Annotated in this window: 20 protein-coding genes, 1 tRNA gene and 1 pseudogene; 11 read left to right on the top strand and 11 right to left on the bottom strand. The window is 62.9% G+C overall.

Annotated features, from left to right (window positions below; all coding sequences use genetic code 11):
• Nucleotides 1–138 precede the first annotated feature (138 nt).
• Nucleotides 139–1,635, bottom strand: a complete 1,497-nt coding sequence (locus MAFF_RS19845) for an amidase (RefSeq protein ID WP_010912735.1) — start codon at nt 1,633–1,635, stop codon at nt 139–141.
• A gap of 138 nt (nt 1,636–1,773) precedes the next feature.
• Here MAFF_RS19845 and MAFF_RS19840 point away from each other — a divergent pair, with 138 nt between their 5' ends.
• From MAFF_RS19840 to msrB, 4 genes are all read left to right on the top strand, one after another.
• The gene (locus MAFF_RS19840) at nt 1,774–2,313 is read left to right on the top strand and encodes a sigma-70 family RNA polymerase sigma factor (RefSeq protein WP_010912734.1); all 540 of its coding nucleotides are present in this window, start codon (nt 1,774–1,776) and stop codon (nt 2,311–2,313) included.
• On the top strand, nt 2,310–3,032 hold the full coding sequence (locus tag MAFF_RS19835) for an anti-sigma factor (RefSeq protein WP_080511898.1): 723 nt from the start codon (nt 2,310–2,312) through the stop codon (nt 3,030–3,032). The genes MAFF_RS19840 and MAFF_RS19835 overlap by 4 nt, the downstream gene beginning before the upstream one ends.
• A 215-nt stretch (nt 3,033–3,247) precedes the next feature.
• A complete protein-coding gene (locus MAFF_RS19830; protein WP_044551090.1) occupies nt 3,248–3,805 on the top strand; it encodes a fasciclin domain-containing protein in 558 nt (185 codons plus the stop codon).
• 209 nt (nt 3,806–4,014) lie between these two features.
• On the top strand, nt 4,015–4,518 hold the full coding sequence (gene msrB, locus MAFF_RS19825; RefSeq protein WP_010912731.1) for a peptide-methionine (R)-S-oxide reductase MsrB: 504 nt from the start codon (nt 4,015–4,017) through the stop codon (nt 4,516–4,518).
• A 122-nt stretch (nt 4,519–4,640) separates the two neighbouring features.
• Here msrB and MAFF_RS19820 read toward each other — a convergent pair whose 3' ends face one another.
• Nucleotides 4,641–6,236, bottom strand: a complete 1,596-nt coding sequence (locus MAFF_RS19820) for a DHA2 family efflux MFS transporter permease subunit (RefSeq protein WP_010912730.1) — start codon at nt 6,234–6,236, stop codon at nt 4,641–4,643.
• A gap of 72 nt (nt 6,237–6,308) precedes the next feature.
• Entirely contained in the window at nt 6,309–7,496 is a 1,188-nt protein-coding gene (locus MAFF_RS19815) for an HlyD family secretion protein (RefSeq protein WP_010912729.1), read from the bottom strand.
• A 128-nt stretch (nt 7,497–7,624) separates the two neighbouring features.
• Between MAFF_RS19815 and MAFF_RS19810 the strand changes: the two genes are divergently transcribed.
• Entirely contained in the window at nt 7,625–8,359 is a 735-nt protein-coding gene (locus MAFF_RS19810) for a TetR/AcrR family transcriptional regulator (protein WP_010912728.1), read from the top strand.
• Here the strand turns inward: MAFF_RS19810 and yihA are convergent.
• The 6 genes from yihA to rpmH all read right to left on the bottom strand — a co-directional run bounded on the left by yihA (nt 8,356) and on the right by rpmH (nt 13,167).
• Complete coding sequence (yihA, locus tag MAFF_RS19805) at nt 8,356–9,015, bottom strand: ribosome biogenesis GTP-binding protein YihA/YsxC (protein ID WP_019862432.1); 660 nt, start codon at nt 9,013–9,015, stop codon at nt 8,356–8,358. The two genes, MAFF_RS19810 and yihA, sit on opposite strands and share 4 nt — an antisense overlap.
• A complete protein-coding gene (locus MAFF_RS19800; RefSeq protein ID WP_010912726.1) occupies nt 9,012–9,650 on the bottom strand; it encodes a CatB-related O-acetyltransferase in 639 nt (212 codons plus the stop codon). Before MAFF_RS19800 ends, yihA begins: the two co-directional genes overlap by 4 nt.
• 463 nt (nt 9,651–10,113) lie before the next feature.
• The gene (locus MAFF_RS19795; RefSeq protein ID WP_010912725.1) at nt 10,114–10,674 is read right to left on the bottom strand and encodes a fasciclin domain-containing protein; all 561 of its coding nucleotides are present in this window, start codon (nt 10,672–10,674) and stop codon (nt 10,114–10,116) included.
• A gap of 164 nt (nt 10,675–10,838) precedes the next feature.
• A complete protein-coding gene (gene yidC / locus MAFF_RS19790; protein WP_010912724.1) occupies nt 10,839–12,650 on the bottom strand; it encodes a membrane protein insertase YidC in 1,812 nt (603 codons plus the stop codon).
• 14 nt (nt 12,651–12,664) lie between these two features.
• Nucleotides 12,665–13,018: a ribonuclease P protein component gene (gene rnpA / locus MAFF_RS19785; protein WP_044548651.1), complete on the bottom strand. Its 354-nt coding sequence runs from the start codon at nt 13,016–13,018 to the stop codon at nt 12,665–12,667.
• 14 nt (nt 13,019–13,032) lie between these two features.
• A complete protein-coding gene (gene rpmH, locus MAFF_RS37835; protein WP_008833937.1) occupies nt 13,033–13,167 on the bottom strand; it encodes a 50S ribosomal protein L34 in 135 nt (44 codons plus the stop codon).
• A 280-nt stretch (nt 13,168–13,447) separates the two neighbouring features.
• On the opposite strand from rpmH, the gene MAFF_RS19780 reads away from it, so the two are divergent.
• The gene (locus MAFF_RS19780; protein WP_032932475.1) at nt 13,448–14,935 is read left to right on the top strand and encodes an ATP-binding protein; all 1,488 of its coding nucleotides are present in this window, start codon (nt 13,448–13,450) and stop codon (nt 14,933–14,935) included.
• Nucleotides 14,936–15,212: 277 nt separating this feature from the next.
• Nucleotides 15,213–15,289 (top strand) — tRNA-Arg (locus MAFF_RS19775).
• A 360-nt stretch (nt 15,290–15,649) separates the two neighbouring features.
• On the opposite strand, the gene MAFF_RS19770 is transcribed toward MAFF_RS19775, so the two are convergent.
• Together MAFF_RS19770 and MAFF_RS19765 are read right to left on the bottom strand one after the other, a co-directional pair.
• Entirely contained in the window at nt 15,650–15,844 is a 195-nt protein-coding gene (locus MAFF_RS19770) for a hypothetical protein (RefSeq protein ID WP_010912721.1), read from the bottom strand.
• 164 nt (nt 15,845–16,008) lie between these two features.
• Nucleotides 16,009–16,347, bottom strand: coding sequence for a GNAT family N-acetyltransferase (locus tag MAFF_RS19765; protein ID WP_244420582.1), 339 nt, complete (start codon nt 16,345–16,347; stop codon nt 16,009–16,011).
• A 255-nt stretch (nt 16,348–16,602) separates the two neighbouring features.
• Here MAFF_RS19765 and MAFF_RS19760 point away from each other — a divergent pair.
• The 4 genes and pseudogenes from MAFF_RS19760 to MAFF_RS36670 form a co-directional block, all read left to right on the top strand.
• Nucleotides 16,603–16,833, top strand: a pseudogene (locus tag MAFF_RS19760) (ketopantoate reductase C-terminal domain-containing protein); the annotation flags it as partial.
• 143 nt (nt 16,834–16,976) lie between these two features.
• Complete coding sequence (locus tag MAFF_RS19755; protein ID WP_010912718.1) at nt 16,977–17,369, top strand: lysozyme inhibitor LprI family protein; 393 nt, start codon at nt 16,977–16,979, stop codon at nt 17,367–17,369.
• 295 nt (nt 17,370–17,664) lie between these two features.
• Complete coding sequence (locus MAFF_RS19750) at nt 17,665–18,540, top strand: glycosyltransferase family 2 protein (RefSeq protein WP_157866024.1); 876 nt, start codon at nt 17,665–17,667, stop codon at nt 18,538–18,540.
• Nucleotides 18,530–19,849 carry a rhamnan synthesis F family protein gene (locus MAFF_RS36670; RefSeq protein WP_080511896.1) on the top strand — a complete coding sequence of 440 codons (1,320 nt, stop codon included), beginning with the start codon at nt 18,530–18,532 and terminating at the stop codon, nt 19,847–19,849. The genes MAFF_RS19750 and MAFF_RS36670 overlap by 11 nt, the downstream gene beginning before the upstream one ends.
• Nucleotides 19,850–19,961: the final 112 nt, after the last annotated feature.

Here is a 19,961-nt window from a genome sequence, read left to right as displayed (position 1 = left end):
TTGTGCATGTCGTTGCCCCAAAACCGCCGGGCACTTTTGGGCGACATGCATCAGATTAAGACGGCGGCGTCTTAGCGGGAATTGGCGCGGGGGGCAAATGGCATTGCTGTCATATTGGCCGCGTTCACGGCCTCGTCATCATGACGGCACCATCAGCGGCGCCCGCCGTTTCAGCCAGCCCGAAAGCTTCTCCATCTGCGCGGCAAACGACAAAAGCGTCTCCTCGTCGCCCGGGCGCCCGGCGGCTTGGATGCCAAGCGGCAGGCCGGCCTCGGTGACATGGACAGGCAGCGCGATCGAGGGCTGGCCGCTGACATTGTGGATTGCCGGCCAGTGCGTGAACAAAAGGCTCTTGTCCATCAGCTGGCCGAACAAGGGTTTCAGCTTCAGCAAAGGCGTCAGATGAAGCTTGTCGAGCAGGTTTTCGATCAGCTCGTCGGCGCCTTTCGGATCCAAGGCGCCGCAGGCGAGCGGCGGATGCGCGATAACAGGCATCAGCACGGCGTCATACTGCGCGGTTTCCTCGATCATCCGGCGCGAGGCGGCATGCAGCCGCTGCAGGCCGGCATAGATCTCGCCGGCCGAGACCATTTCGCCCAACCGGCCGAGCACCCGCGTGGCGCGCTCGACGTCGCCGGTAACGGAACGGCCGACGCGCAGCGCTTCGGCCCGCAGCGTGCCGGCGACGGCGGAAGCAACCGTCCTGCAGAAATCGGCCAGGAAATCGCGGCCTATGAAAGGGAGGTCGATCTCCATGACGGTGTGACCGCCCTCGCGCGCAAGCACCACGGCCGTGTCGAGCGCTTTCATCGTCTCGGCCGAGATCGGCAGGCCAAGCGGCGACTTGCGGTAGACGGCCAGGCTGAGCTTGCCGGGATCGCGCGCGGCGGCGGCGGCGAATGTGCCCTTCGGCGGCAATGCCGCATAGGGCGACAGGGAGTCGGGACCGTGGGTGAGGTCGAGCAGCAGCGCGCTATCGCGCACCGAGCGGGTGACGGCGTGGTCGACCACCATGCCGTACCAGCTCTCGCTGACCAGCGGCGTCAGCGGGATGCGGCCGCGCGAGGTCTTGAGGCCGACCAGGCCCGTGCAGGCGGAAGGCACGCGGATCGAGCCGCCGCCATCGGAGGCATGCGCCACCGGCACCACGCCGGCAGCGACCAGGGCCGCCGCGCCACCCGACGAGCCGCCGCTGGTGTGGCCGGTGTTCCAGGGATTGCGGGTGATGCCGAAGGCCCTGGATTCGGTCATCAGCCGAAGACCGTGTTCCGGTGATGTCGAGGTGACGATCGGGATCAGCCCGGCGGCCAGATAGCGGTCGGTCATCACCGAATTGACGTCGGGCACCGAGGCCGGAATGCGGCTGCCGCCATGCGAGGGCACACCCTTGACGGCGATGCCGAGGTCCTTGATGGCAAAGGGCACGCCGGCCAGCGGCAGCGAGCGGTCCATGGTTTTCGCCCGCGCCCGCGCGGCTTCGTAGAGCGGCTCGGCCGTGGCATTGATTTCAGGCCTTGTGGCCTCGGCGCGCGCGATCGCCGCTTCGGTCAACTCGATCGCCGACAGCTCGCCCTTGCGCACCAGGCCGGCGAGGCCGGTCGCGTCTTCTTCCCACAGGATCCGTTCGACCGACATCGGCGCTTCCCCCTTCCCGCCAAGCTACCCAGCGGCTAATCCCTTGGCAATCGAAGCCTGCGCCTGGACACCGGAGCTTTAGGTGCAAGGAATATTTCCGGCGTTGCAAATACAACGCAATCGCCTAACTTGGTTCGCATGACGCCGCAGGACATCACCAAGCTGATCGTCCGGACTTCGATGAAGGATCGGGCAGCGTTCGATCTGCTCTACCGGCAGACCAGCGCGAAACTTTTCGGCGTGTGCCTTCGTGTATTGAACGACCGGGGAGATGCTGAAGAAGCGCTGCAGGAAGTCTTCGTCAAGATATGGACAAAGGCGGACCGTTTTGCCGTCTCCGATCTGAGCCCGATCTCCTGGCTGGTGGCAATCGCCCGCAACCACGCGATCGATCGCGTCAGGGCACGGCGTAAGTCTGCCGCCGATATCGATGCCGCGCTCGAGGTGGCCGATCCGGCACCGGGACCTGAAGCGATGGTGGTGGCGGGCGACGAATCCCAACGCATCCATCATTGTCTGGAGGAGCTGGAGAAGGACCGGGCGGCGGCCGTTCGGGGCGCTTATCTCAAGGGCGAAAGCTATGCCGAACTGGCGGAACGCCACGGCGTGCCGCTGAACACGATGCGTACCTGGCTGCGCCGCAGCCTGATGAAACTGAGAGAATGTCTGGAAAGATGACACTGGCAGAGGACAATGGACCGGAACGTGGAGGCGACGACCTGCTCGCCGCCGAATACGTTATCGGCGTTCTGCCGGTGGAAGAGCGGCAGATCGCATCCAGGCGCATCGACACCGAGACCGATTTCGCGCGGCTCGTCGATGGCTGGGAGGTGCACCTCTCGCCGCTGGCATCAGCCTATGCGGAGGTCGAGCCGCCGGTTTCGGTGAAAGCGGCAGTCGACCGCCGGCTGTTTGCCTCGACCGCGGCCACTCCGGCCGAGGCGCGTGCCGGTCTGTGGTCCAGCCTCGCCTTCTGGCGCGGCCTTGCCGTGGCGGCCGTTGCTGCCCTGGCTCTCTACATCGCCGTGCCCTATGTCAATCGGCCGGCTGAACAGCCGCACGCGCGGCTTGTCGCCTCGCTGGCCGCCGACGGCAGCGATGTAAAATATCTCGCCGTCTATGATTCAGAGCGGCATGAGGTCAGCCTTTCGCATGTTTCCGGTACGCTCGCTGCCGGCAAGGACTTCGAACTGTGGATGATCGAGGGCAAGAACGCTCCGGTCTCGATGGGCGTCATCCCGGCCGGCGCGACCGCGCATATCGGGGTCTCGCCCGCCACGCAGCAGAAGCTCGCCCAGGGCGCGGTGCTGGCCGTCAGCCTGGAGCCGGCCGGCGGCTCGCCGACGGGGCAACCGACCGGACCGGTGGTTGCCGCTGGCGACCTGAAGGGCATCTGACCCGCTTCTCCTCCGTTGCTAGAACAACCCCAATCTATCTTATATTGCATGTGTCTAAATAAGTGCGCAGGCCGGCAAACAGTTGTGCCGGGTAAATCTCTTTGCCCGAGCGAAACATTTAAAATTCCAAAAATAGCCTGAAACTCGCGCGTTTGTTTTCCGTATCTCCTTGCGTCCCTAAAAATGGGAAGAGAAACCCGAGGAGTTTGAACATCATGCATAGATACGCCACCCTTTTGCTTGCCGGTACGATCGCTGTTTCCGCGCTTGCCACCGCTGCCTATGCCGAAAACCCGATGGTCGGCGGCGCCGCCATGTATGCCCAGAAGAACATCGTCGAGAACGCCGTGAATTCGAAGGATCACACGACGCTGGTCGCTGCCGTCAAGGCGGCCGGCCTGGTCGAAACGCTGCAAGGCGCCGGCCCGTTCACCGTCTTCGCGCCGACCAACGAGGCCTTCGCGGCATTGCCGGCCGGCACGGTCGACACGCTGCTCAAGCCCGAGAACAAGGACAAGCTGACCAAGATCCTGACCTGCCATGTCATCGGCGCCAAGGCGATGGCGGCGGATGTCACCGCCATGGCCAAGGCCGACGGCGGCACGCACAAGGTCAAGACAGTCGGCGGCTGCGAGCTGTCGCTCAAGGCCGAGGGCGGCAAGGTCACCGTCACTGACGAGAACGGCAATGTCGCCAATGTGACGATCGCCGATGTCGAGCAGTCCAACGGCGTCATCCACGTCATCGACAAGGTTTTGTTGCCGAAGATGTAACAAGGGGCTTGCCGCGGACGAACCTGCGGCAAGAGCTCTCCGCCGATTGCGTCGTCCAGCTCCCTTGATCCGCAATCGGCACGCACGCTCCGCGCCGCCCATGGTCAACCAGGGAACGGCGCGGAGTGTTCGTTCGAGGGGCCCGTCACCGGCTTTTGATTTCCGCGTGGCGGCAGAGTTTGGCAAAGAGACAACAGGAGGAACCGGTCATGAACCGTCGCGACTTTCTTTTGAGCGGTGCCGCCGCCATCGGCCTCGTCGGGGCTGCCGCAACGATGCTGCGCATGGGCAGTCCGCAGGTCGCCCAGGCCGCCGAAAAGTTCGAGGTCACCAAGACCGATGACGAGTGGAAAGCCATCCTGTCGCCGGCCGCCTTCGACGTGCTGCGCAAGCAAGGCACGGAATATCCGGGCACCAGCCCGCTGCTCAACGAACACCGCAAGGGCATCTTCGCCTGCGCCGGCTGCGACCTGCCGGTCTACCCCTCGGAAACGAAGTTCGATTCCGGCACCGGCTGGCCGAGCTTCTGGCAAGAGATCGCCAACGGCATCGGCAAGACCGAGGACAGGTCGCTCGGCATGACCCGCACCGAGGTGCATTGCCGCCGATGCGGCGGCCATCTCGGCCACGTCTTCGACGACGGTCCGGCGCCGACCGGCCTGCGCCACTGCATCAACGGCGTGGCGCTGAGCTTCAAGCCGGCCGCGGCCTGACGAGATTCAGTTGGAAACGAAAAACTCCGGGTCTTGCGGCCCGGAGTTTTTTTCGCGGTCAGAGCTTTTCGGGCGTGGACTGGAGGAGCTTCCCGAAACCGCTGTCGCGTATGGTTCTTCCGTTAATGCCCGCCACCCCCGCCGCCACCAGGCGCGGCCGGCTTGTTGATCAGCATCGCGAACAGGCCGAGCGTCGCGAACAGCACCGTCAGCATGTAGAACACGTCCATGAAGGACAGCAGCGCCGCCTGCTGATGGACCATGCCCGACAGCTTGGAGATCGCCGCACCGGCCGCGTCGAGGCCTGATGTCTGCTCGAAGTTGAGCGTCATGTTCTGCAGCTTGGTCTGCGCGGCCGCACTGCCCCACTGCACATGCTCGCCGAGCCTCGCATAATGGAAGGCGTTGCGGTTGATCAGCACGGTGTTGATGAGGGCAAGGCCGACGGCACCGCCGAGGTTGCGGGTGAGGTTGAACAGGCCGGATGCGTTCTTCAGCCGGTCGGGCGGCAAGGTGCCGAGCGCGATGTTGTTGATCGGCACCATGCACAGCATCATCGAACAGCCGCGCAGGATCTGCGGGATGAGCAGCTCGTAGAAATCCCAGTCGGCGGTCAGATGCGTCATCCACCAGGTGCCGGTGGCGAAGCCGAAGAAGCCGATCATCATCATCAGCCGCAAATCGATCTTGCTCGACAGGAAGCCCGAAATCGGCGCGGTGACGAACATCGCCAGGCCGCTGACGAACAGCGCCTCGCCGATCATCATCGAATCATAGCCGCGGATACGGCCGAGGAAGACCGGATAGAGATAGGTCAGCCCGTAGAGGCCAATGCCGATGACGAAGGAAAACAGCGAGCCGAAGGCGAAGTTGACGTTGCTGAAGGCCCTGAGGTCGACGATCGGCTCCTCGGCGGTGAAGACGCGCCAGAAGAAGATCACCGCGCCGATGGTCATGACGATGGCGCAGATGAACACACCCTGGTCCTGCAGCCAGTCATTGTTGGGGCCTTCTTCCAGCACATATTCCATGCAGCCGAGGAAAGCCGCCATGCCGGCGAGGCCCCACCAGTCGAACTTGTTGAACAGCTTGAGATTGGGCTTGTCGAAGTCGATCAGCGACCAGGCGGCGGTCGCCACCAGGATGCCGGGCACGACGTTGACCAGGAACAGCCAATGCCATGAAAAGGCGTGACTGATATAGCCGCCGACGGTCGGGCCGATGGTCGGCGCCAGCGTCGCCACCAGGCCGATCATGGGCGAGACGACGGCGCGCTTGGAGGGCGGGAAGATGGTGAAGGCCGCGGCAAAGACGCTCGGGATCATGCCGCCGCCGATGAAGCCCTGCACGGCGCGGTAGACGATCATCTGATCGATGTTGGTGGCGGTCGCGGCAAGCGCGCTGGCGGCGGTGAAGCCGGCGGCGGCGATGGTGAACAGCACGCGCGTCGACAGCATCCGGCTAAGGAAGCCCGAGAGCGGGATCATCACCACCTCGGCGATCAGATAGGCCGTCTGCACCCACGGAATTTCATCGGAGCTGGCGCTGAGGCCCGCCTGGATCTCGGCCAGCGAGGCCGAGACGATCTGGATGTCCAGGATCGCCATGAACATGCCGAACACCATCGCCAGGAAGGCGATGACGCGGCGTGTGGAGATGGTGTCAGGGACCGCCGGTCTTGCCGGCGGCGCTCCTGCGGTGATCGTTGCGGTTGCCATTGCATGGGCCTCCTTGAGGCAGGCCGGGCGGCCCGGCGCTTCATCAGCCGCCGAGCCACCCTCCGAAAGCGCTTAGTTGGTCGTCGCGGCAGGCGCGGTGCGGCTGTCAACGTTGACGACAACGCTCAAGCCCGCACGCAGCTTGCCGGTCTTCAGGGCATCGGCCGGGACGTCGATGCGGACCGGGACGCGCTGCACGACCTTGGTGAAGTTGCCGGTGGCGTTTTCCGGCGGCAACAGCGAGAAGACCGCGCCTGAAGCCGGAGCCAGCGACGAGACGGTGCCCTGGATGGGATGGCCGTCGATGGCGTCGACCGAGATGTTGACCTTTTCGCCGGGAACCAGCCGGGCGAGCTGCGTCTCCTTGAAGTTGGCGACGACGTAGAGCTTGTCCATCGGCACGACGACGGCGAGCTTCTGGCCGGGGCTGACGAGGTCGCCCTGCTCGACGGAACGGTTGCCGACAATGCCGTCATAAGGCGCCTTGAGCACGGTGAAGGAAAGGTCGCGCGCGGCCTTGTCGCGGCCGAGCTGCAGCGAAGCGAGCGTGCTTGCCGACTCGGCGCGCTGCGCCTCGAGCACGCCGATATTGGCCTGTGCGGCGGCGATCTGGGCATCTGCTCCGACAAGAGCGGCATTGGCCTGGTCGAGCGCGGTCTGGGCATCGTCCAGCTGCGCCTGCGTGCCGACATGCGTCTTGACCAACTGCGCGGCGCGCTGCTGGGCACGGGCGGCATTGTCGGCAGCGGCCTGGTCGGCGACCTTCTGCGCCTTGGCCTGCTGCAGGGAAGCCTGCGCGGCCTTGGTCTGCGCGTCGATGCGGTCGAGCGTCTTGGACAATGTGGCGATCTGCGCCTCGGCCTGGGCAACGGCAATCTTGTAGTCGCCATCGTCGATCGTCAGCAGCGGGTCGCCGGCCTTGACCTGCTGGTTCTCGCTGACCTTGACCTGATCGACATAGCCGGAGATCTTGGGCGAAACGAACGCCATGTCGGCCTGGACATAGGCATCGTCTGTCGAGATCATGAAACGGCCCGTGGTCCAATAGTCGTAGCCATACCAGGCGCCGCCGCTCAACAGGGCAAGGCCGATGATCGGCAGCAGGAAGGAGCGCACCGAGCGCTTCTTCTTGGCCGGAGCTTCAGCCGCCGGCGGCGGTGCAACGGGCAGGACGGGAATTTCCGGTGCTTCCGTCGCCGGAGCGACCTTGGCGTTAGGGAAGGGGCGGACTTCGGCTGTGTTGGGCGCGTTCGAGGACATGACATCTCTCTAAAGTAATAATACTGAACCGTTCGGTTCGATCAGGCCGTTGACATAGCGTGGAAAGAGGACCATATCAAGAGGCAATCGAACCGGTTGGTTCGAATTATTTTCGAGGTGTGACTTTTATGGCCGACACAACGCCTGACGTCGAAACCGATAAATGCGACGACCTGCTGGAAAGCCTGCGTCGTGGCAGGCCGGCGGCCGGACAGGATCCGGTCAAGCGCAGCCAGATCATCGATGGCGCCCGCCGTGTCTTCATTGAGAAAGGCTTCGAAGCCGCTTCGATGAACGACATCACGCGCGAGGCCGGTGTGTCGAAGGGCACGATCTATGTCTACTTCGCCAACAAGGAAGAGCTGTTCGAGGCGCTGATCGAGGAAGAGCGCGGCACCATCTTCAAGAATATGTACGACATGCTCGACCGCGCCGACGATCTGCGCCAGACTCTGGTGAAGTTCGGCAAGGTGCTGTCGATGAAGATCACCTCGGCCAGGGTCATCCAGGCGCAGCGCACGGTGATCGGCGCCTCCGACAGGATCCCCGACATGGGCGCGCGGTTTTACGAACGCGGCCCCAAACGCGGCCATGACAAGGTGGTGAAGTTTCTCAATGCCGCCATCGAACGCGGCCTGCTCAAGATCGACGATGTCGATCTTGCCGCCTACCAGTTCACCGAACTGTGCCTGGCCGGCCTCTTCCGGCAGTGCATCTTCGCCTACCGCACCAAGGCTCCGAGCCAGGAAGAAATCGACCACATCGTCAGGTCGGGCGTCGACATGTTCCTGAAGAACTACGGCACCGAACAGCTCGCCGAGGAAGAAAGCCACCAGATGATCGCGCTGGAGGCAAAGGCCTAGCCGCCATTGGCCGCAAGCACGATCGCGGCCTGCAATTCCTCCAGTCCCTCGCCCTTTTCCGATGACGTCGCCAGGACGAACGGAAACGCCGCCGGCCGCTTCTTGATCTTCTGCAGCGTCTCCTCGATCAGCCGCGGCACGCCGGCGACCTTGATCTTGTCGGTCTTGGTCAGCACGATCTGGTAGGACACCGCCGCCTTGTCGAGCAGCGACAGCACTTCGTCGTCCTTGGCCTTGATGCCGTGGCGGGCGTCGATCAGGACATAGACCCGCTTCAGTGTCACCCGGCCCTTGAGATAGTCGAAGACCAGCTTGGTCCACTCGTCGACCTTCTCCTTGGGCGCGGTGGCGTAGCCGTAGCCCGGCATGTCGACCAGCGCCATCGGCGGCAGGTCGGCGCCCTCGCCCGAAAATCCGTCCGGCACGAAATAGTTGAGCTCCTGCGTGCGCCCCGGCGTGTTGGAGGTGCGCGCCAGCCCCTTCTGGTTGACCAGCGCGTTGATCAGCGACGATTTGCCGACATTGGAGCGGCCGGCAAAGGCGATTTCCGGCGGCCCTTCCGGCGGCAGGAACTTCATGGCCGGCACGCCGCGGATGAAGATCCACCCGCGCGTGAACAGGTCGGTGGTGATCACAGTGCTGTTCAGAGCGTTCAAGCTGCTGCCTCCAGAAGAGAGATATTGGCGCCCCTGATGGCATCGAGGTTGCGGCCGATCTTGTCCACGGGCCAATGCCACCAGGCCAATGCCAGCAACCGCCTGATCGTCCTGTCGTCGAAACGCATCTTCACCACCTTGGCCGCGTTGCCGGCGACTATGGCATAGGGGGGCACATCGTGCGTCACAACCGATTTGGCGGCGATGATGGCGCCATGGCCGATTTCCACGCCGGGCAGGATCACCGCCTCCATGCCGATCCAGACGTCGCTGCCGACCACCGTGTCGCCGCGCACCTCCTTCGACCATGTCGCCGGGTCGAAGCCCTTTTCCCAGCCATGGCCGAAAATGTTGAACGGATAGGTCGAAAAGCCGGACATTGCGTGGTTGGCGCCGTTCATGATGAAGCGCGCGCCTTCGGCGATGGCGCAGAACTTGCCGATGATGAGCTTGTCGCCGATGAAGGGGTAGTGGTGCAGCACGCATTTCTGCGCGAATTTGTCTGGTCCGTCCGGGTCGTCGTAATAGGTGAAGTCGCCGATCTCGATGTTCGGCTCCGTCACCAGCGGCTTCAGGAAACCGACGCGGGTGTGCATCGGGATCGGGTGCTTGATGTTGGGGTTGGGTCCGTCCATGTCGGTTCGTCCGGGAATTGGCAGACCCGCGCATCCGCTACCGGAGGCGCCTGGTCAAAATAACGTGATCCGCCCTATAGCACCAATCGGCCGGGGAGCGAGTCTTCCGTGAGCGCCGGGCTCATTTGTCGCCGCGGCAGATCACGATCGGATTTGACAGCTGTCGAAACCGCCGCCTTGGTAGACGGTGACGTTGGCTGCACCTGGCGGCAGCTGCGCAAGCCAGGCACGCCGGCCCAGGTCGACCACAGTGCCGTGAGTGATGCCCTGGAAGCGGTCCAGGTTCGATCGCTGAAACCCAGCCGTCGGTACGCAAAAAGAAACCGGGGCCCTGCGAGGGACTACAGGACCCCGGCCTCGCCGAAAACGACTTCCCCAAGAAACATGGCACCTCGTCATGAGGCGGGGATGGCAGACCGAGAAAGCCCCAACGACCTGCCACTGCCCCTTTCACCGGAAGCCGTTACTTCGGCAACAGCACCTTGTTGACGACATGGATGACGCCGTTCGACTGGTTGACGTCGGCGATGGTCACCTTCGCCTCGCCGCCGGACTCATCCATGATGTAAAGCTTGCCCTTCTTGACCTCGGCGGTGAGCGTGTCGCCGGAGACGGTCTTCATCTCGTATTTGCCGCCCATCGCCTTGGCCTGCTTCATCATCTCGGCGCCTGAAATCTTGCCGGCCACGACATGCGCGGTCAGCACCTTGGTGAGCTTGTCCTTGTTCTCGGGCTTGAGCAGCGTGTCGACCGTGCCGGCCGGCAGTGCCGCGAAGGCCTCGTTGGTCGGTGCGAAGACGGTGAACGGGCCGGCGCCCTGCAGCGTGTCGACCAGGGCGGCGGCCTTGACGGCAGCGACCAGCGTCGTGTGATCCTTCGAATTGACGGCATTCTCGACGATGTTCTTGGTGGTGTACATCGGCGCGCCGCCGACAACAGGGTTCTTGGCGTAGGCGGGGGTGGCGATCGCCACGCCGGTGACGAGGGCGGAAATGGCGATGATCCTGAATGACGGCAAGCGCATGTGGTCTTCCTCCGGGTGAGGGCTGATCGGAATTGATAGCCTTGGAAATGCACCCGCAGTCACGCCGCTGCCGGCGCGCTAGTTTCGCCGATCACGGGAACGTGAACGAATATCCGCCCAAAGAAAAAGCCCGGACGAACCGGGCTTTTTCGAGAGAGGAGTTTCTATTCCGCCGGTGACGGTTTCTTTTTGAACAGGGCCATCAGATTGTCCCATAGTTCGATCTTGGCGCCCTGGCGCTTCATGATCACGCCTTGCTGCAGGATCGACAGCATGTTGTTCCAGGCCCAGTAGATGACCAGGCCGGCCGGGAAGCCCGCCATCATGAAGGTGAAGATGACAGGCATCCAGGTGAAGATCGCGGCCTGGGTCGGATCCGGCGGCGTCGGGTTCATGCGCATCTGCAGGAACATGGTGACGCCCATGATCAGCGGCCAGACACCGATCATCAGCATGTGCGGCAGCGTCACCGGGATCAGGCCGAACAGGTTGAACAGCGACGTCGGATCGGGCGCCGCCAGATCCTGGATCCAGCCGAAGAACGGCGCGTGGCGCATCTCGATGGTGATGTAGAGCACCTTGTAGAGCGAGAAGAAGACCGGGATCTGCAGCGCCACCGGCCAGCAGCCGGCAAGCGGATTGATCTTCTCGGTCTTGTACAGCTCCATCATCGCCTGCTGCTGCTTCATCTTGTCGTCCGCGTATTTCTCGCGGATCTCCAGCATCTTGGGCTGCACCTTCTTCATGTTCGCCATCGACGCGTAGGACTTGTTGGCAAGCGGGAAGAAGAGGGCCTTGACGATGACGGTGGTGGCGAGGATCGCCAGGCCGAAATTGCCGAGGAATTTGTAGAGCGTGTCGATCAGCCAGAACATCGGCTTGGTGATGAAATGGAACCAGCCCCAGTCGATCAGAAGGTCGAACCGCTTGATGTGGCGGTCTTCGGCATAGGCGTTGATCTTGGCGACTTCCTTGGCGCCGGCGAAGACCTCGGTCTCGACGGTCGCCGACTGGCCGGCCTCGACATTGATCGCGTCGGTCAGGAAGTCGGACTGGTAGCGGTGGCGGCCATCCTCGAAAAAGGCATAGCGCGGCTGGAACGGCTGCTTCTCGGTCGGCACCAGCGTGACGGCCCAATACTTGTCGGTGATGCCGAGCCAGCCATCGGTCGCCTTGCCGGGCTGGTACTGCTTGTCCTTCTCGATGGACGCGTATTTGTGTTCCTGCAGGCCTTCGGTGCCAGTGAAGCCGATCAGGCCCTCATGCAGCACATAGGTGCTGGCGACGGCCGGCTTGTCGTAGCGGGTGACGCGGCCGTAATTGAACAGCGAAACCGCGCTCGAGCCGGAATTCTGCACCGTGTCCGACACCGTGAACATGTAGTTGGCGTCGACGGAGAAGGTGCGCTTGAAGGTCAGGCCCTTGTCGTTGGTGTAGGTCAGCGTGACCGGCGTCGACGGGCTCAGCGTCGGATTGCCGTCGACATTCCACACCGTTTCAGCGCCCGGCACCGCGCCGGTCTTGTCGTTGCCGACGAAGCCGATCTCGGCGAAATAGCCGGTGGGCAAAGCCTGCGGGTTGAGCAGTTCGATCTCGGGCGAATTCTTGTCGACGGTCTCGGTGTAGTGCTTGAGCTTAAGGTCGTCGAGGCGCGCGCCGGTCAGGTTGATCGAGCCCTCGAGGCTCGGCGTGTCGATCTTGACGCGCTTGGAAGCGGCCAGCGCCTGATCGCGGCCGGCCACGGTGACGGTGTCACCGCCGGGCGCGTTGGGAATGGTGCCCGGCGCCGGAGCCGGTGTTCCAGCACCCGGATTGGCGGCCTCGGCCGCCTTCTTCTGCTCCTCGACGCGCTGCTGCTCGACGCGGGCGGCCTCGCGCTGGGCTTCGCTGCGCGGCAAGACATAAAAATATTGCCATACCGCCAGGATCAGCACCGACAGCGCGATGGTGATGAAGAAGTTCCGGTTGTTTTCCATCGAGAGCCCTTGGCCTATCGTGTTCCGCGAAATCGGCGGGAGAGTTCGGCCTTCAACTGGCCGAAGGGGGCGCGCAGCGCATCATCGCGCCCGACGATGACATAATCATTGCCGGGCACCATGTCATCTGCAGCATGGACGCGGACGGCTTCTTTCAGCCGCCGCCTGACGCGGTTGCGCACAACAGCGTTGCCGACCTTCTTGGTGACGGTGTAGCCGACGCGCGGCACCCCGCCATCGCCGCGGTCGAGGACCTCGACAAGGAAAAACCGTCCGCGTCGCTTTTCACCACGACGGACGGCCAGGAATTCCGCGCGTTTCAGAAGCCGCTTGGGATTTTGCCCCACTGGCTTGCCGGTTGCGGGCAACGATATCGTCTCGCTTAGGCGCTAAGCCGCTTGCGGCCGCGGTTGCGGCGAGCTGCGACGACGCCACGACCACCCTTGGTGGCCATGCGGGCACGGAAACCGTGCCGGCGTTTGCGGACGAGTTTGGACGGTTGGTAGGTACGCTTCATTTGTTTTAATACCGCGGGGTGCGGCCCTTCTTGATTCTGTCACTCTGTAACAGGAGCTTTGCCGGGCCGGCTTTGGCGCGATCGAAACCGCGCCGGGACGAGTGGCCCGAGCGTGAGCGGGCTTATAGAAAGAAGGGTTTTGGAAGTCAATCCGGCGTCGGCGCGACATGGACGCCGGCTTTATGACGGTAATTTAATGTTCCGGCCAAAGGATGAAATTGGCAAAAATGCCGTAATCGCCTAATCTTGGCCGATCAAGTGATTGTGAAGACAGGGTCGCATGAGCGAAACCAGCCAAGCGGGGGAAGGGAACGGAACGGCGCCCGCCGCCGTCCGCACGGTGCCCTTGTCGCGCGGCCTGTCGACGAAACTGCTGCTGCTGACCATCGTTTTCGTGCTTCTGGCCGAAGTGCTCATCTTCCTGCCCTGGATCGCCAGCTACCGGCTGAGCTGGCTCAAGGAACGGCTGAGCACGGCGGCGGCCGTGTCGATCGTGCTGGTGCAGGGCGAGTCGACCTCGCTGTCGCGCACGGCCCAGAATGACGTGCTGATGGCGATCGGCGCCAAGGCGATCGCGGTGCGCGATGGCGGCGTCTCGCGGCTTCTGGTGGTGGCGGACATGCCGCCGCAGGTCGACGAGCATATCGACCTCGCCAGCGTCGGCATGATCAAAGGCATGACCGGCGCGCTCGACACGCTGTTCTTCGGCGGCGACCGGATGCTGCGCGTCTTCGGACCGGTCGGCGACAGCGACAAGGAATTCGAGCTGATCATGCCGGATTACTCGCTGCGCAAGGCCATGCTCATCTATTCGCGCAATGTCGCCTTCGTGTCGCTGCTGATCTCGCTGTTCACCGCCATGCTGGTCTATGCCGCGATCGACCTGATCATGATCGGGCCGATCCGCACCATGACGCGCTCGATGCTGTCCTTCTCCGAAGCGCCCGACGACCCCGGGCGCATCATCCGTCCCGCCGCCCGCTCCGATGAAATCGGCGTTGCCGAACGCGAGCTGTCGCAGATGCAGGAGCGGCTGCAAAAGATGCTTTCCGAGCAGAAACACCTTGCCGATCTCGGCCTGGCGGTCTCCAAGATCAACCATGACATGCGCAACATCCTGGCCTCGGCGCAGCTGATGTCGGACCGCCTGCGCCAGGTCAGGGACCCGACCGTGCAGGCCTTTGCGCCGAAGCTTTTGCGGGCGCTCGACCGCGCCGTCTCCTATTCCGAAGGCGTGCTTCACTATGGCCGCACGCAGGAGCCGCCGCCTTCGCGCCGCCGGGTGCGGCTGCGCCAGCTGGTCGAGGACGTGCACGGTCTGCTCGACATCGAGGAAGGCATCGAGTTCATCAACGCCGTCGAGACGGCTTTCGAGGTGGACGCCGATTCCGACCAGCTGTTTAGGGTGCTCACCAATCTGTGCCGCAACTCGGTGCAAGCGATGGCGGCCGACACAGAGAGCGCGGTGGTACGGCGGCTCGCCGTATCCGCCGAGCGCATGGGCAGCGTCAGCCGCATCGCCGTCACCGATACCGGCCCCGGCCTGCCGCCGAAGGCGCGCGAAAACTTGTTCGCGGCGTTCCGCGGCTCGGCGCGCAGCGGCGGCACCGGCCTTGGCCTGGCGATCGCCCACGAACTGATCCGAGCGCATGGCGGCACGGTGGAACTGGTCGAATCGATTGGCGGGCGCACCACTTTCGCCGTCACCATCCCCGACCAACCGGTGCGGCTCGACCAGGCCCGCGGCAGTCTGCGCCGCCCGGCGTGACGGCCTCGGTGCAATTTTCCCAAGGGCTCTACCCTTCGGTCCGCACGCTTTCCAAGACCTTTGCCGAGACTTTTTCCCCGCTCGGCCTGAACGAGACCTGCTTCGCGGCAGCTTCAAAGCCCTGGGATCCGGGTCGCCATCCCCAGATGACGCACTCGCGACAAAACTTTTGCCGGATCGGCTTGCTTTTCGCAAATTCAGTCGTTAGGGAACTGCACACATTCGCGGCCGGTCCCTGGGATCGGATCGCGGGGCCATTGAAAACATGGCCCAGTGCGCGCCCGTAGCTCAGCTGGATAGAGCACCAGACTACGAATCTGGGGGTCAGGAGTTCGAATCTCTTCGGGCGCGCCAATATTTCCAAAGGCTTGAGGTGGATGGCCAAGAATAGCCGAAACCTCGGGGGCACTCTGGGGGCACTGGCTCCGAGCCGTCCACTTGCGCAGCACGTGACTGTTCAGTTCACATTCGAACCCGACATTGCTGCCGGTATTCTCCAGTTGGCACCGGCGTCGAACGATTGGTTGACCCGCCAGCGCGAGCACACTTTCGATGAAAATTACGGCGCAGAGCAGGCTTTCACCATGTGTGCCTTGCGGTTTCTACGGCGCAACATTGCACGGGTAAGCCGAAAGCGCTGGTGGCCACGGTTCTGGAGCGGGAGTGGTGGCGCCGCTGGCCGGAAGGGCGCGACGAATGAGAAGTCGGCTTCGTTCACCTCTTCACCAAACTGTCGGCGGCGTCGACCGCGACGCGTATCCTGCGGGACCGGGCGATATTCTCGGCCAGCATTTGTTCTGAGCGTTTAAGTGCGATCTCGGTCTGGCGGATGCGCCGCCTGGAATCGGCGAGTTCCTGGGTCAGAACATCGGCCTTGGCGGTCGCGTCAAAGTTCGGGTTCGGGATCACGGGACAACCTCGCTGCGCTGGTTTGCGCTAGAGGAAATATTTCCAAGGCGGTCTTGGTTCCGTCACGGTTGGCTACAGCCGGTCACACTTCGTCGCCGGGTGGCTTGCATGAGCGCCACCGTTCGCCTTTCACGCCGGCGAGAATCAGGCCCGCTGGCACCTGGCTATATCCGCCTGAACATGTAGGTCGTCGCATGCAGCGCCTTGCCGTCCGGGTCCCAGGCGAAGTCAGGGATCACACCAGCCACCTCGAAGCCGACGGAAGCGTATAGCGGCTCCGCGGCGTCCCCGGTTCGCGTGTCGAGGGTTATGAGGGTTTTCCGCAGTTCACGCGCGCGATTCAGCGCTTCATTCATCAGGGCTCGCCCGATGCCGCGCCTGCGTGCTTGCGGATGGACGATCATCTTTGCGATCTCGCAGCGATGCGGCTGGTTGGGCGGCATGGTGGTGAGAAGCTGGACGGTTCCGACGATCTCGCCGTCCCGCTCGGCGCCGAAAAGCACTCTACGTCCTGCGGCGACCTCACGCTGGACATCGCCTGACCAGAACCGAGCCGCGTCCTCGTAGTGCATGGGCGCCATGAAGCTGATAGCCGCTCCATCGGCTACGCTGTCCGCGAGAACCCTGGAAAGCTCCCCCAGCCTTTTTCGATGGCGGTAGCGTCGAGTTCAATTATCAGCGTTTCCATGTATGGCGGTTCCTTAAGCCATGGCGATAATGTAGCGGGCCGATTGTTCGCCGGTCTCAAAGGAAGAGGCGGCGTGCGCTTTCCGATCGGGGTCGACCGCCGCATCAAGGGCGCCGGCGATGTCGGCGAACACAAGACCTCGATGCTGCAGGACCTGGAACGCGGCCGGCCGATGGAAATCGACGCGCTGGTGAGCGCGGTGCAGGAGCTTGGTCGGCTGGCGGACAAGCCGACGCCGACCATAGATGCGGTGCTGGCGCTGGTGCGGCGGCTGGCGGTGGAGCGCGGATGTTACGGGTGATGCGGCACGGCGGGCCAAACCTTGACGCGCTCATGCCCCGCCCAAAATATCGTGGGCCGCCCTTGTTGCCGATCCGGGAGGGGCGTGCCGAAACAGATATGCCCTGACCCACGTCCAGCCTTTGGTATCAAGGAACCGCCTCCATGCTTCGATATGCCTGCCTCCTCGGAATTTTGGCCATGACAACGGCTCATTCCGCGATGGCGCAGAGCGACGCCGAAATGAAAGCTTGCGTCGACCGGTCCGGCGGCGCCACCTCGGCAATGCTGGATTGCGGGAAGACCGAGATCGACAAGTTCGATGCCAGGTTGAACACGGCCTATAATACGCTGATGCATCGCGAACACGGCCCTGAACGCGCCCGGCTGCAGCGCGAGCAGCGCGCCTGGCTGAAGCATCATCTGCGGGAAACGCACCGTCTTGCCGCCGATCCCGACAACGGATCGGCCGCCTTCCTCACATCGCAAAGCTTTGAGCTGGACGATTTGAGCGCACGCACGGCCGAACTCGAAAAACGTGTCCAGCAAAACCCCTAGAGTCTTTAGTTTTGACGCAATTCCGGACGGAAAACCGTTCACACTTTTCCTGGAATTGCTCTAGTTGGCCCCCATGCCGGCGCTGGTGCCGCGGCTGCGCGGGCCGATCGACCGCGGGCGGGATATGCCTTTCGCACAGCCTCGGCCAGTCGGGATGGCCGCGCCGGTCATCTTTTCCTTAGCCGATGGTTCCAGGAGTATTGACTCGACCACCGGAGTCGCAACGCTTAGATTGCGTACGGATCACTAGCCTTCTACGGGGGAAGCCAACTGAGATATCAGGATGGCTTTGGCAATGAACAGGTCGATAACTGCCATTACTGTGACGCATAACAGCGCCCATACCGTGCGGGGCGCGCTCGCTCGCCTGCCGCCAGGGGTGGAGATCGTATGCGTCGACAATGCAAGTACCGACGATCTTTCCACCGCGCTGTCCGACCTTGCCGTTCATCGCATCGACAATCCCGTAAACCTCGGCTTCGGGCGCGCGTGCAACATCGGGGCGGCGGCGGCGACGGGGGAGTATCTGCTGTTCATCAACCCCGACGTGCGTCTTGGGACGGATGCCGTCGACGCGCTCCTGCAGGCGGCCGAACGCTATCCAAATTGCGGCGTCTTCGTGCCGCGCACCAATACGGTGGATGGCCGGCTTTGGTTTCGCGAGGAGAGCGAGATCGATCGCCTTTCCGGCGTGTCGCTGCCCACACGAATCCGGCAGGTCTGGGGAGATTGTTGCGTCCGCTTCGTCAATGGCGGCGTGTTCATGATCAAACGAACGCTCTTTCTCGATACGGGCGGGTTTGATGAGGACATTTTCCTGTATTTCGAAGATGACGACCTTTCATATCGTCTGCTGCAGCGTGACGAGCCCATGATCCTTGTCAGTGGCGCGCATGCTGTCCACGACATTGGCACGTCGGTTGCGCAATCAACCCGGTCACGTATTTTTCGGTATCGCTCGAAGATGCGATCGGAGATCCACTTGCGCAAGAAATACGGCATCGCCTATAGCCCATTTGTGGACATACTCCGTTACTCGACGAAAATAGGCTTCTATTGCCTGACGCTTAATCGAAACAGATTGATCAATTCCCTGGGCCGACTGATTGGTATATTCGACAGCATCCTTGACCGATCGCGTGCGAATCGGAACGGCGGCTATGTCGCCTGACGCTGCCGACACGAGGGTTGCCTTACCTGATGTCCTGCCCCGCGAGCCGCGTAAAGGCGACGGCGTCGACCCAAGCAGTGCGGTGAGCGAAATCCACATCCACGCACCGGGGCGCTACATCGTCGAGCTTTGGCCAACAGAGAGGTGGATGCCGTTTGTCCGGCTCGATGTTCGCCGCCCAGGACATGCGGACAGGATCGTCTACGTGCCGGTCACCACGCGGACGTCCTATCTGCTCAAAAGCAGCGAAGGCGGCATGGTGCTGCGATTTGACAGAGGCGACGTCGTTGCGGCGCGTGTTCGGCCCTTAAACATCGGAGATGTTGGCGCGCTGCTGAGTCGGCGTCGTCGCCACAAGCGATTTCAGCTGCCGCTTGGCCGAGGCGCCGTCTTGCAGCCTCTTTTGCACATCTCAGGACCGGAAGGGCGTGAATTGGCCCGCGCCCTTGGCAGTCTTGCCGGTTGGGGCTTTGGCACAGCGAGCGACAATCTGCAGAAGACCCTGTCGCGGCACTTCAATGGTCCGCAAGCCGAGGCCCCCGAACGCCTACCCACCGTCGAGCCGAAGATCGCCGTCGCGCTTCACCTGCATTACCCCGATCTCTGGCCCGAGTTCGAGGCGTTGCTGGAGGCGACCGGTCGTCAATTCCAGCTCTTTCTCACGCTGACCCGGCCTGACGCGGCACTCGCGCAACGCGTTCAGGCAAGATTTCCGGGTGCCGAGATCACGGTTTACGAAAATCGTGGCCGCGACGTCGGCCCCTTCATCCAATTGCTTCGCGAAGGAAAGTTCGATCCGTTCGATCTTATCTGCAAGCTGCATGGCAAGAAGTCGGGGCAGAGCGGGCCGCGCATGGTTCTCGGTGAGATCTGGCGTCAGGTGAGCGCGTTCGACCTGATCGGATCCCGCGGCGTGGTCGACCGCATCATCGCCAACTTCGAGCGTTCGCCCGACACCCAGATGATTGGATCCAGACGCTTTCGGCTGCCCAATGAATGGAAGGGGGAGAAGTCTGCGTGGGGCGAGAACAGGGCGATGGCCCTCAATCTCCTGGAGACAATGGGGATGCCCTCCAGTTCTCGCCTCGATTTCTTTGCCGGGACGATGTTCTGGGTCCGTCGCGGCGCGCTGGAACCACTGCGACGGCTCGATCTGCCTTTGGCAGCCTTTCCCGAAGAGACAGGCCAACAAGACGGCACATTGCAGCATGCCCTCGAGCGTGTTCTTGGAATGATCTGCACAAAGATCGGCGTTGCCTCGGATGGTGACATGACGACGGATTCCCGCGAGGCAGACCCGATTGGATAGATCCGAATTTTTGATCCTTGTAAGATCGCTCATCAGCAGAAGCCGATGGAAGACATTTCGCCTCTGGCAACGAATTCGAGCCAGTGGGCTGTTCGATGTATCGTGGTATCTG

This window comes from Mesorhizobium japonicum MAFF 303099, assembly GCF_000009625.1.
GTDB classification, from domain to species: Bacteria; Pseudomonadota; Alphaproteobacteria; order Rhizobiales; family Rhizobiaceae; genus Mesorhizobium; species Mesorhizobium japonicum.
The sequence above is the reverse complement of the archived record's forward strand: the minus strand, read 5'-3'. Positions and strand labels throughout refer to the sequence as shown.